The sequence below is a fragment of the Streptomyces sp. NPDC048639 genome, assembly GCF_043199075.1.
In the GTDB taxonomy this organism is placed as follows: Bacteria; Actinomycetota; Actinomycetes; order Streptomycetales; family Streptomycetaceae; genus Streptomyces.
In genome coordinates, this window is the sequence record NZ_JBICVP010000006.1 from 440,648 (window position 1) to 452,026 (window position 11,379).

Genomic DNA, 11,379 nt, shown 5'->3' on the forward strand with positions numbered 1-11,379 from the left:
CCGCGTCACATACCGGCGAACATCAGCACGGCGCCACCTGCCGGCCGGGGTCCTGTGCCCGTCACAGGCCCCGCGCGGGCGGCGGTTCGTCGTGCAGGATGCGCTGGTGGAGAATGTGGTCCCGCCACGCGCCATTGACGTGCAGATACTTCGGCGCAAGGCCGTACCGCTCGAATCCGGCCTTCACCAGGACCCGTTGGGACGCCACATTGCCCACCATCGTTCCCGCCTCGACCCGGTGCAGTGCGAGCTCCTCTCGCGCGGCCGCACAAGCGGCTTCGACGGCGGCAGTGGCAAGACCGCGCCCGGCCAGCCCCTTGTCGACCCAGTAGCCCACGCTCGCACTGCGCAGCGGACCGAGGGTGATCCCGGTCAAGGCGACGGCCCCCACGATGCGGCCGGTGCCCGTCTCGACGAGCACCCATGGCATGGCGTGCCCTGCTTCCCTCTGCGCGAACTGGACTCGTATCCGCTCCTGCTGGCCGTGCTCGGTGAAGAACTCCTCCGGCCGGTGGTGCTCCCAAGGGCGCATGTACGCACGGTTCCTGAGCAGCGCCTCCGCCAGCGCTCCGGCGTCCTCCAGGACGGTCGCCCTCATCGCGACACCGTCAGCGATCACTGTCATACCGTCCGCCCCTCCGCTTCCGAATCCCGGACGGTGCCCTTCCGCACGACGCCCGGCCCCGTTCAGTCCGACGTTCCCGCCCAGGAGACACCCACCCGGTGGAGGTGAACCACACGCCACGCAAAGGCTTTTGATGTCTCGTCAAGCGGACCGGGCGAACTGCACGTCGGCGCACGCCGGTAGTCTGCTCCGCTCGATCGCGAGCAGAGCAACAGGGGGAGCAGCCGTATGGCAATCCGCAAGGCGAAGATGAAGGAACAGGTCGCGGAGGCGATCGCGCAGGCTGCGCCGGGCGACCGGCTGATCGTCACCATCGCCACCGTCACCGGGGCCAGCCCGTGGCTGATGAACGCCCTCGGTCTCATCGGGCAGTTCCTGGTGAAGTTCTACTTCGTCACGGTCACCGAACAGGCCGTCGTCTTCCATACGTTCAACCGCTTCACGCAGCGGCCCAAGGAGCTGGTGTGCGCCATCCCGCGTGCTCAGGCACAGCCGCTGCTCGGCGAGGTGAACCGGAACCCGCTGTGGAGTTCCTTCATGTTCGCGCTGCCGGGCGAGCAGACGCCGACCCGTATCAATGTCCACCGCATGTGGCGCAATGAGATGGACGAGCTGATCTCACTCGTCATCGGTGCGCCCTACGGGACGCCGGTCGCGCCGTACGCCCAGGGCTTCCCGCAGCAGCCCGGACCGGCAGCACCCGGCTTCCACCATCAGGCAGCACCGGGCTCCCCGCAGCAGGCCGGACCCGGCTTCCCGCAGCAGGTCCCGGCCGGACCGGCGGCGCCGCACCAGCCGTACGCCGCTCCCGCTCCGCAGCCGCCGCACGGTTCCCCCGCCCCGCAGTACGGCACCCCGTACGGCGCTCCGTTTCCTCAACAGGGCGCTCCCTACGGCCCGCCCGCGCCGCACCAGCCGCCGTCGCAACCGCACGGACAGCCGTACCACCAGCCACCGGCGCAGCCGTACGTCCCGCCGCAGCAGCAGCCGCACGTCCCTGCTCAGCCACAGCCCCAGACCCAGCAACCGCCGCACCCGCAGCAGCAGCAGCCCGGGAACCCGTACAACGCCTGACCTCGGAAACGCACGCACGCAACGCCCGCAACGCCCGCACCGCATGCGTCACACGGGTCGCACGCCCCCGCAACGCCACTGGGGCGGCACCCTCACGGGTGCCGCCCCAGTGTTCAGGACGGTCGATCAACCTGGAAGGTCGATCAGAAGTCCATGTCACCGCCCGGCATGCCGCCCGGGGCCGCCGCGGCGGCCTTCTCCGGCTTGTCGGCGATGACGGCCTCGGTGGTGAGGAAGAGCGCAGCGATGGACGCGGCGTTCTGCAGCGCCGAGCGCGTGACCTTGGCCGGGTCGATGATGCCCTCGGCGACCAGGTCGACGTACTCGCCGGTCGCGGCGTTGAGGCCGTGACCCGGAGTCAGGTTGCGCACCTTCTCCACAACCACGCCGCCCTCGAGGCCGGCGTTGACCGCGATCTGCTTCAGCGGGGCCTCCAGGGCCAGGCGCACGGCCTGGGCACCGGTGGCCTCGTCGCCCTCGAGCTCGAGCTTGTCGAAGACCGTGGAAGCCTGGAGCAGAGCCACGCCACCACCGGCGACGATGCCCTCCTCGACGGCGGCCTTGGCGTTGCGCACCGCGTCCTCGATGCGGTGCTTGCGCTCCTTGAGCTCGACCTCGGTCGCGGCACCGGCCTTGATGACGGCCACGCCGCCGGCCAGCTTCGCGAGGCGCTCCTGGAGCTTCTCGCGGTCGTAGTCCGAGTCCGAGTTCTCGATCTCGGCACGGATCTGGTTGACCCGGCCCTGGACCTGCTCGCTGTCACCGGCACCGTCGACGATGGTGGTCTCGTCCTTGGTGATGACGACCTTGCGGGCACGGCCCAGCAGGTCGACACCCGCGTTCTCCAGCTTGAGGCCGACCTCCTCGGAGATGACGGTGCCACCGGTGAGGATGGCGATGTCGCCGAGCATGGCCTTGCGGCGGTCACCGAAGCCCGGGGCCTTGACGGCAACGGACTTGAAGGTGCCACGGATCTTGTTGACGACCAGGGTGGACAGCGCCTCGCCCTCGACGTCCTCCGCGATGATCAGCAGCGGCTTGCCGGACTGCATGACCTTCTCCAGCAGCGGAAGGAGGTCCTTCACCGCGGAGATCTTGGAGTTGACGATCAGGATGTACGGGTCGTCGAGGACGGCCTCCATACGCTCCATGTCGGTGGCGAAGTAGGCGGAGATGTAGCCCTTGTCGAAGCGCATGCCCTCGGTGAGCTCGAGCTCGAGCCCGAAGGTCTGCGACTCCTCGACGGTGATGACGCCTTCCTTGCCGACCTTGTCCATCGCCTCGGCGATGAGCTCGCCGATCTGGGTGTCGGCGGCGGAGATGGAGGCCGTCGAAGCGATCTGCTCCTTGGTCTCCACGTCCTTGGCCTGCTCGAGCAGGGCGGTCGAGACGGCCTCGACGGCCTTCTCGATGCCACGCTTCAGGGCCATCGGGTTGGCACCGGCGGCGACGTTGCGGAGGCCCTCCTTGACGAGAGCCTGGGCGAGAACGGTCGCGGTCGTCGTGCCGTCACCGGCGACGTCGTCCGTCTTCTTCGCGACCTCCTTGACCAGCTCCGCGCCGATCTTCTCGTAGGGGTCCTCGAGCTCGATCTCCTTGGCGATGGACACACCATCGTTGGTGATCGTGGGGGCGCCCCACTTCTTCTCGAGGACGACGTTCCGGCCCTTGGGGCCGAGGGTCACCCTGACGGCGTCGGCGAGCTGGTTCATCCCGCGCTCGAGGCCGCGCCGCGCCTCCTCGTCGAACGCGATGATCTTGGCCATGTGAAGTGTCCTCCACGGACTGGGGTTCCCCCCGCCGTAAGCCGGGGGACGGTGGATTGCTCCGGACCGCGTGGCGCCCGCGACGGACGGCCTGCCTGCCCGACGGTCCTTGCCCCGCCTGGCCTGCGGGCCTCACCGACCCGGTCCTTCTGTCACTCTCAACCTCAGAGTGCTAACGCCAATGATTAGCACTCGGGGCCATCGAGTGCAAGCGCCTCAGGCGCTCCCGCAGCCCCCGCGACCGGACCGCGGCCCGCCTGCTGCGGACACGGCACGGGCTCACTACCCATGCGCCGCCGACGGCGAACGCCCCACGCCCGCCCGGCCGTCACGCCGCCGGACCGCGTCCGCCCACGGCGAAGGGCCCGCCCCCCGAAGGGGACGGGCCCTTGCTCGTACGCCAGTGGTCAGTCGGCGCGTCCTTGGTGTCAGCCCGCTACACGGACCATGTCCGCCTGCGGCCCCTTCTGGCCCTGCGAGATCTCGAACTCGACCCGCTGACCTTCTTCGAGGGTGCGGTAGCCGTCCATCTGAATCGCGCTGTAGTGCACGAAGACGTCCGCACCACCGTCGACCGCGATGAAGCCGTACCCCTTCTCCGCGTTGAACCACTTGACGGTGCCCTGAGCCATCCCTAACTCCCCTATTACTGGCCCTTGCGCAGGACCGCACTCCGCGGACCCGGGTCGGACTTCACCCAGACCTCACACGGCGCCCCCGGCCATCGACAGGGGTGCTCCAGGTGGTGCCGGAACGCGTCGACCGCGGCTGAATGTATCTGCACGAATGCCGTCTGCAACAGGTCAATCAGACGAGAATTCTGGGCGCGCTCGAACGGCAATTCCCGCAGAATTGCCGCTAATTCGGGGCAACTCGGGCCGGGCATTGCTCATCAATCCGACATCTCGTGCACACACGGAGGGCACAACTTGTCGGTACTCATATGCGTTCGGCAAAGGCGCCTAGGGGGGATGTGCACAACTGTACCGCGCTCAACGGCACGGAATTGCCCCCTCCGTTTCTCTCACGGAGGGGGTGAACCCGATTACGAAAGGTTGTTGAAATTCACCGTCGACGCTCTCCCGGGGCCTGTTGGTGGACGGTCTGTCAGCAGCCGCCCGCGACCGCCGGGATGATCGAGACGCCGGCGCCGTCGGGGGTCGCCGTCTGCAGACCGTCCTCGAAGCGCACGTCGTCGTCGTTGACGTAGACGTTCACGAAACGGCGCAGCTTGCCGGTGTCGTCCAGGACGCGGGCGGCGATGCCCGGGTGGTTCTTCTCCAGCGACTCGATGACCTCGGCGAGAGTCGCGCCGTCGGCGCTCACCTCGGCCTGGCCGCCGGTGTACGTGCGCAGGATGGTCGGGATGCGGACGTTGACGCTCATGCGGTTCACCTTCGGTGGGAGGGGTGGACGAAGCAGGTGGTGGGGTCGTTCGGCCCACGCGGACCGGAGGGCCGTCGGGCCCGTGACGCTACCGGCGGCACGACGGCCCGCGTCCTCAGCCGGTCAGCCCCGCGGCGCGGAACGCGTCGAGGCTCGGCCGGATCGTCGCCGTGGGCCGCGCGGTCGGAGCGACGGCGTCCAGGGTCTTCAGCCCGTCGCCGGTGTTGAGCACGACCGTCTCACCGGCCGGGTCGAGCTGCCCGGTCTCGATCAGCTTGCGCAGCACGCCGACCGTGACGCCGCCCGCGGTCTCCGCGAAGATGCCCTCGGTGCGCGCCAGCAGCGTGATGGCGTCGACGACCTGCTCGTCGGTGACGTCCTCGACCGCACCGCCCGTACGGCGGCAGATGTCGAGCACGTACGGTCCGTCGGCCGGGTTGCCGATGGCGAGCGACTTGGCGATGGTGTCCGGCTTGACGGGCCGTACGACGTCGTGGCCGTCCTTGAACGCCCGCGACACCGGGGAGCAGCCCTCGGCCTGCGCGCCGAAGATCTTGTAGGGCTTGTCCTCGACGAGGCCGAGCCCGATCAGCTCCTTGAGCCCCTTGTCGATCTTCGTGAGCTGTGAGCCCGAGGCGATCGGGATCACGATGTTGTCCGGGATGCGCCAGCCGAGCTGCTCGGCGATCTCGTACGCCAGCGTCTTGGACCCCTCGCCGTAGTACGGGCGCAGGTTGACGTTGACAAAGCCCCAGCCTTCGCCGATCGGGTCGCCGATCAGCTCGCTGCAGAAGCGGTTCACGTCGTCGTACGTGCCCTCGATACCGACCAGGTCACCGCCGTAGACCGCGGCCATCACGACCTTGCCCGCCTCCAGGTCGTGCGGGATGAACACGCAGGAGCGGAAGCCGGCGCGGGCGGCCGCGGCGCCGACGGCACCCGCGAGGTTCCCCGTGGAGGAGCAGGACAGGGTGGTGAAGCCGAAGGCGCGCGCGGCCTCGACGGCGATGGCGACCACGCGGTCCTTGAAGGAGTGCGTCGGGTTCCCGGAGTCGTCCTTCACATGCAGGCCGCCGGTGACGCCCAGCTCGCGCGCCAGGTTGTCGGCCTTGACGAGCTTGGTCAGGCCCGGGTTCAGATTCGGCTTGCTCGCGACGTCCTCAGGGACGGGGAGCAGCGGGGCGTACCGCCAGAGGTTGCCGGGGCCGGCCTCGATGCGCTTCCGCAGGGCCTCGGGGTCGCCGCTCGGCAGGTCGTACGCCACCTCGAGCGGCCCGAAACACACCTGGCACGCGAAGATCGGGCCGAGCGCGAAGCGTTCGCCGCACTCACGGCAGGACAGCGCGGCGGCGGGTCCCAGCGAGACGGAGTCGGTGCTGTTTGCAACGGTTTGCACAGCCATGGATGGCGAGGCCCTTTCTCCTCATCTTCCCCGTGACGGACTTCGCCACGAGACGGAATTGGCACCTTCCCGAGCCGGGAGCCTCGCCATGCGATGCGCGAGACCGGCTGGAGGGTTGCCGGGGCTTCAACGGGCCGTTCCCTCTGCCCCTCTGGATGAGCGGTATGGCGCCGGGCGCCAGGCCCGGGCATTTGTCCGCGTCCACCCCGACATGAAGTGGACACGTGCGTTGTTCAAGACTGTAACGGACGGCGCGGACGGTTGAGATAGTCGTCCGAACCGCGAGACGGATCGCGGACCCGGCCGGGTCCGCGACGCATCACGGGCCCTCACGGGGTCCGAGACCCGAGCATTGCAGACGGGCCCGTGCGGGTCCCAGGCACCCCAGGGAGAGACGCAGACGTGCTGGAAGAGGTGGAGCACTGGCTGACGCACCGCTCCTGGTCGGCCGCCGACCGCCCGCTGAGCCGGCTCCTGGCCGCCAAGCGGAACGCGGGGGCCGCGGGGACGGTCAGCGTCGTGCTCCCGGCCCTCGACGAGGAGGCCACGGTCGGGCCGATCGTCGAGACGATACGGCGCGAGCTGATGAGCGAGGCCGTCCCCCTGGTCGACGAGCTGGTGGTGATCGACTCCGGCTCCACCGACCGTACGGCCGAGGTGGCCGCGGCGGCCGGAGCCCGCGTCGTGCACCGCGACACGATCCTGCCGCGGCTGCCCGCGGAGCCCGGCAAGGGCGAGGTGCTGTGGCGCTCGCTGCTGGTCACCAGCGGGGAGATCGTCTGCTTCGTGGACGCCGACCTGCGCGCGTTCTCGGCGGGCTTCGTGTCCGGGATCGCCGGGCCGCTGCTGACCGAGCCCGATGTGCAGCTCGTCAAGGCGATGTACGACCGGCCCCTGGAATCTGGCCGTGGGCCGGAAGGCCCGCTGGAACCGGGCGGCGGACAGGACGGCCCGCTCGGTTCCGTCGAGCAGGGCGGCCGCGTCACCGAGCTGGTCGCCCGCCCGCTGCTCAACCTCCACTGGCCGCGGCTGGCGGGCTTCGTCCAGCCGCTCGGCGGCGAGTACGCGGTGCGACGCTCGCTGCTGGAGCAGCTCCCCTTCCCCGTCGGCTACGGCGTCGAACTGGCGATGCTGATTGATGCGCTCGACCTGGCCGGGCTCGATGCGCTGGCCCAGGTCGACGTCGGCGTACGGCTGCACCGTCACCAGGACGGGCAGGCGCTGGGGCGGATGGCGGCGACGATCTACCGCACGGCCCAGGCGCGGCTGGCGCGCGGGCACCGCGTACGGCCGGTGCTGACGCAGTTCGACCGCACGGACGACGGCTTCACCCCGACGGTTCACGACGTGGCGGCGGAGGAGCGGCCCCCGATGGGGACGATCCCGGAGTACCGGGCGCGGCGGGCGCCGCGGGACGGCCGCGTGGCATAGGCGGCGCGGGCCGTCCCACGTCGGCCCGGCAGCGCCACGGGTGGTGGGCACACGTTCCGCGGGGCGGGAACCGAGGGGGACCACCGGCCACCGGCCGCCGGCGTGCGGACGGGACGGGGGCCACCGGCCGCCGGCGTGCGGACGGGCGGGTGCTCGGCGCGGGTGCTCGGCTCGTGCGGCCCGGCGGGTGCGGCTTTGTGCGGCTCGGCGCGAGCGGCTCGGCGCCCGGCGGAACGTCCCTCGCCGTCGGCGCGGCCGTTGCCCCGCGTTCGCCCCGCGGAACGCGGACGGGGTCCGCGACCCGCCGCCCCGCCGGATGGTGAAGCGCACGTTTGCGCGGATCTGTCACGGGCTAGGCTCGCCGCATGGTCGCAGAGCAGGCTGCCCAGGTTCTCGTCGCGTCCAACCGCGGCCCGGTCTCCCACACCGTCCGCGAGGACGGCTCCCTCGACGCCAAGCGCGGCGGAGGCGGCCTCGTATCCGGTCTGTCGGCCATCGGCCCCGACGCCGGCGCGCTGTGGGTGTGCGCCGCGCTCGGTGACGGCGACCGCGAGGCCGTACGCCGCCTCGGCACCCGTCTGGACCCCGCCGAGACCGCCGGCCAGCACGTGCGGATGCTCGACATCGACCCCGGCGTCTTCTCCGCCGCCTACAACGGCATCGCGAACTCCGTGCTGTGGTTCGTGCACCACCTGCTCTACCAGACCCCGCTGGAGCCGTCCTTCGACACCGAGTTCCGCACCCAGTGGGCGGCCTACGAGGCGTACAACGCCGCCTTCGCCGACGCCCTCGCCGAGGAGGCCGCCGAGGGTGCCGCGGTGCTCGTTCAGGACTACCACCTGTGCCTGGTCCCCGGCATGCTGCGCAGGCGCCGCCCCGATCTGCGCATCGGGCACTTCTCGCACACGCCGTGGGCGCCCGTGGACTACTTCCGGCTGCTGCCCGACGACATCGCCCGGCAGCTCCTGCGCGGCATCCTCGGCGCGGACCGGGCGGGCTTCCTCACCCAGCGCTGGGCGGACGCCTTCGCCGCATGCACCACGGCGGTGCTCGACGGCCAGGTGGACACCACGGACGGCAGCGCCGACGCCGTCACCTGCGAGGGCCGTACGACGCGGCTCGGGGTGCACGGGCTCGGCGCCGACGCCGACTTCCTGCGGGAGCGGTCGCACCGCCCTGATGTGGTCGAGCGCATGGCCGCCCTGCGCGAGCAGATCGGCGGCCGGGAGCGCCGGGTGATCGTCCGGGTCGACCGGACCGAGCTGTCGAAGAACATCGTGCGCGGCCTGCACGCGTACCGGCATTTGCTCACCGACCATCCGGAGTGGCGCGGCCTGGTCGTCCACGTCGCCTTCGCCTATCCCTCGCGGCAGGATCTCGCGGTCTACCGCGACTACACCGACGAGGTGCAGCGGGTCGCCGGCGAGATCAACGCCGAGTTCGGCACGGACGCCTGGCAGCCGGTGCTCCTGCACGTGAAGGACGACTTCGCGCGCTCGCTCGCCGCGTACCGGATCGCCGACGTGGCCCTCGTCAATCCGATCCGGGACGGCATGAATCTCGTCGCGAAGGAGATTCCGGTCGTCTCGGACGAGGGCTGCGCGCTGGTGCTCTCCCGCGAGGCGGGCGCGTACGCGGAGCTCGGCGAGGAGGCGCTCGTGGTCAACCCGTACGACGTGACGGGCACGGCCGAGGCGCTGCGCCAGGCGCTGACGATGGCGCCGGGCGAACGCGCCGAGCGCACGAAGCGGCTCGCCGCCGCGGCGACCTCCCTGCCGCCGCAGAAGTGGTTCCTCGACCAGCTCAACGCCCTGGGGGGCTGACCGTTCGCGACGGCCACGGGCCGGCCCTCGGGAACGCTGCCGCCTACAAGGGGATGGGCCGGCACTTCGTCGATGACCGCAGTTCCGCGCGAACTTCAACAAGATCGCCGATGGGCCGGCCGACCACCTGCGTGATGCGCTCGTCTTCTACGCCGATGCCCGGCTGAGCTGACCGGCGGATCCGCCTGCCGGGGGCTGCAGACCCCGGCGGCAAGCCCCCGCCAACCCTCAGCCGCGCTCAGCGCATTGACCCATCGGACAGGCCCTGGGACGGTCCGGGTTCCGGGTCGCGTTCGACGATCACGAGCGGGATGTCCCGTCCGGCCTTCTCCCGGTAGCTGTCGTACTGCGGGAAGATCGTGGCCATCCGCCGCCACAGGCCGGGCTTCTCCTCCGCTGAGGCCGTACGGGCCCGGCCGGAGAAGGGGTCCGCGCCGACCTGCAGTGTCACCTCCGGGTGCTCCCCGAGGTTGAGGTACCGGGCCGGGTCGTGCGATGCCCCGCCGTTCGACGCCACCAGCAGTTAGCGATCGCCCTCCTGGCCGTAGATCAGCGCGGTGCGCCGCAGCTTCCCGGACTTCCGGCCCCGGGTGGTCAGCAGCAGCGTCGGCAGACCGTGGTAGAGGTGCCCCTTCCGGCCGTCGGACTCGACGTAGGCACGGATGTGCCGGGCCACCCAGGCCGTCGGACTGTCCAGCACCTCCTCCTCGCCGGGAGGCGTCGCGGGCGGCGGCGGACTTGCGGACATCGCTCTCTCCTTGCCTCAACACCGCTGCGGATCGCGCCGGTTGGCGCAACCGGCCCCTGGCTCGGGCGGCCCGCTAGCTCCCCGCCCCAGGGGTGGTGAGCGCGTCGGCCAGAGCGTTGAGCAGCGCGACCACGCCCCGCGGCCCGTCGACCACCAGGTCGGCGCGGGCGGCGAGTTCGGTGACCTCGCTGCTGCCGCTGCAGACCAGGAGGCCCGGCAGGCCGTTCGACCGCAGCTTCTCCACGGCGGCGAAGGCCGCGAGGTCGCCGAGGTCGTCGCCGGCGTAGAGCACCGCGCTCGCGTCGCAGGCCCGTAGGTGCTCCTCCAGCGCGACGCCCTTGTCCATGCCCGGCGGGCGCAGCTCCAGGACGAGACGGCCCGGCTCGACGATCAGGCCGTGCCGCTCGGCCAGGGCGTACAGCGGCTCGTGCAGCGCCTCGAACACGGCCTGCGGATCGTCGGTACGGCGTGTGTGGACGGCGATGGCCCGGCCCTTGTCCTCCACGTGCGTGCCGGTGCGGCCGCCGTCGCGCGCGAGCACGTCCGGCAGCTCGGTCCGTACGGCGTCGATGCCGGGGTGGGGGGCGGGCTCCTGGAGCGCGCCGGAGGCGGCGTCCCAATGCTCGGCACCGTACGCGCCGAGGACCACCAGGTGCTCCAGGCCCTCGACGCCCGCGAAGCCGCCGTAGCGGACGGCGACCTCGGCCGGGCGGCCGGTGATCACGGCGACCGAGCCGACGAGCGGGGTCAGGCGGGCGAGTGCCTGCGCGGTGCCCGGGTGGGCACGGGCCTGGTCGGGGTCGGGGACGATCGGGGCGAGGGTTCCGTCGAAGTCGAGGCCCACGACGGCCCGTTCGGGACGGGCCAGCAGTGCGGCAAGGCCGTCGCGGCCGGCGGGGGTGACCGGGGTCGGCAGGGATTCCGGGATGCCCATGCGGCCGACCCTACCGGCGGCGGGCGCGGCGCGGACCGAGCGGCAGCGGATCGCGCCATGGCCGTCGGCCTGTGATCCGGTCCGGGTCGGCGGTCGGCGGTCGGCGGTCGGCGGTCGGCGGTCGGCGGTCGGCGGTCGGCGGTCGGCGGTCGGCGGTCGGCGGTCGGCGGTCGGCGGTCGGCGGTCGCGT

9 protein-coding genes, 1 pseudogene and 1 riboswitch are annotated in these 11,379 nt (G+C 71.4%); of the genes and pseudogenes, 3 read left to right on the plus strand and 7 right to left on the minus strand.

The features are described from left to right. Positions 1-61 precede the first annotated feature (61 nt). A complete protein-coding gene (locus ACGFNH_RS19215; RefSeq protein WP_393655152.1) occupies positions 62-625 on the minus strand; it encodes a GNAT family N-acetyltransferase in 564 nt (187 codons plus the stop codon). 228 nt (positions 626-853) lie between these two features. Here ACGFNH_RS19215 and ACGFNH_RS19220 point away from each other — a divergent pair, with 228 nt between their 5' ends. Beyond that, positions 854-1,699, plus strand: a complete 846-nt coding sequence (locus ACGFNH_RS19220) for a hypothetical protein (RefSeq protein WP_393655154.1) — start codon at positions 854-856, stop codon at positions 1,697-1,699. 143 nt (positions 1,700-1,842) lie between these two features. Here ACGFNH_RS19220 and groL read toward each other — a convergent pair whose 3' ends face one another. The 4 genes from groL to thrC all read right to left on the minus strand — a co-directional run bounded on the left by groL (position 1,843) and on the right by thrC (position 6,253). Next, positions 1,843-3,465 (minus strand): chaperonin GroEL, encoded by a 1,623-nt coding sequence (gene groL, locus ACGFNH_RS19225; protein WP_393655156.1) that lies wholly within the window; start codon positions 3,463-3,465, stop codon positions 1,843-1,845. 428 nt (positions 3,466-3,893) lie between these two features. Then, entirely contained in the window at positions 3,894-4,097 is a 204-nt protein-coding gene (locus ACGFNH_RS19230) for a cold-shock protein (RefSeq protein WP_003986833.1), read from the minus strand. 475 nt (positions 4,098-4,572) lie between these two features. Next, the gene (locus ACGFNH_RS19235) at positions 4,573-4,851 is read right to left on the minus strand and encodes a ubiquitin-like small modifier protein 1 (protein WP_393655158.1); all 279 of its coding nucleotides are present in this window, start codon (positions 4,849-4,851) and stop codon (positions 4,573-4,575) included. 115 nt (positions 4,852-4,966) lie between these two features. Then, positions 4,967-6,253 carry a threonine synthase gene (gene thrC / locus ACGFNH_RS19240; RefSeq protein ID WP_393655160.1) on the minus strand — a complete coding sequence of 429 codons (1,287 nt, stop codon included), beginning with the start codon at positions 6,251-6,253 and terminating at the stop codon, positions 4,967-4,969. Between the two features lie 18 nt (positions 6,254-6,271). Next, a riboswitch (SAM riboswitch) is annotated at positions 6,272-6,415 on the minus strand. A 240-nt stretch (positions 6,416-6,655) separates the two neighbouring features. Between thrC and ACGFNH_RS19245 the strand changes: the two genes are divergently transcribed. Next, positions 6,656-7,684 (plus strand): glucosyl-3-phosphoglycerate synthase, encoded by a 1,029-nt coding sequence (locus tag ACGFNH_RS19245; RefSeq protein WP_393655162.1) that lies wholly within the window; start codon positions 6,656-6,658, stop codon positions 7,682-7,684. 365 nt (positions 7,685-8,049) lie between these two features. Further along, positions 8,050-9,507 carry a trehalose-6-phosphate synthase gene (locus ACGFNH_RS19250; protein WP_393655164.1) on the plus strand — a complete coding sequence of 486 codons (1,458 nt, stop codon included), beginning with the start codon at positions 8,050-8,052 and terminating at the stop codon, positions 9,505-9,507. Positions 9,508-9,745: 238 nt separating this feature from the next. Here the strand turns inward: ACGFNH_RS19250 and ACGFNH_RS19255 are convergent. Together ACGFNH_RS19255 and otsB are read right to left on the minus strand one after the other, a co-directional pair. Then, a pseudogene (locus ACGFNH_RS19255) lies at positions 9,746-10,255 on the minus strand (nitroreductase family deazaflavin-dependent oxidoreductase). Positions 10,256-10,328: 73 nt separating this feature from the next. Then, complete coding sequence (otsB, locus tag ACGFNH_RS19260; RefSeq protein ID WP_393655428.1) at positions 10,329-11,189, minus strand: trehalose-phosphatase; 861 nt, start codon at positions 11,187-11,189, stop codon at positions 10,329-10,331. Positions 11,190-11,379 lie beyond the last annotated feature (190 nt).

Bases quoted from the DNA above. Each gene is read 5' to 3' on its own strand.
- ACGFNH_RS19250 (WP_393655164.1), top strand. From the start codon at position 8,050: ATGGTCGCAGAGCAGGCTGCCCAGGTTCTCGTCGCGTCCAACCGCGGC.
- thrC (WP_393655160.1), bottom strand. From the start codon at position 6,253: ATGGCTGTGCAAACCGTTGCAAACAGCACCGACTCCGTCTCGCTGGGA.
- ACGFNH_RS19235 (WP_393655158.1), bottom strand. From the start codon at position 4,851: ATGAGCGTCAACGTCCGCATCCCGACCATCCTGCGCACGTACACCGGC.
- ACGFNH_RS19215 (WP_393655152.1), bottom strand. From the start codon at position 625: ATGACAGTGATCGCTGACGGTGTCGCGATGAGGGCGACCGTCCTGGAG.
- groL (WP_393655156.1), bottom strand. From the start codon at position 3,465: ATGGCCAAGATCATCGCGTTCGACGAGGAGGCGCGGCGCGGCCTCGAG.
- ACGFNH_RS19220 (WP_393655154.1), top strand. From the start codon at position 854: ATGGCAATCCGCAAGGCGAAGATGAAGGAACAGGTCGCGGAGGCGATC.
- ACGFNH_RS19230 (WP_003986833.1), bottom strand. From the start codon at position 4,097: ATGGCTCAGGGCACCGTCAAGTGGTTCAACGCGGAGAAGGGGTACGGC.
- otsB (WP_393655428.1), bottom strand. From the start codon at position 11,189: ATGGGCATCCCGGAATCCCTGCCGACCCCGGTCACCCCCGCCGGCCGC.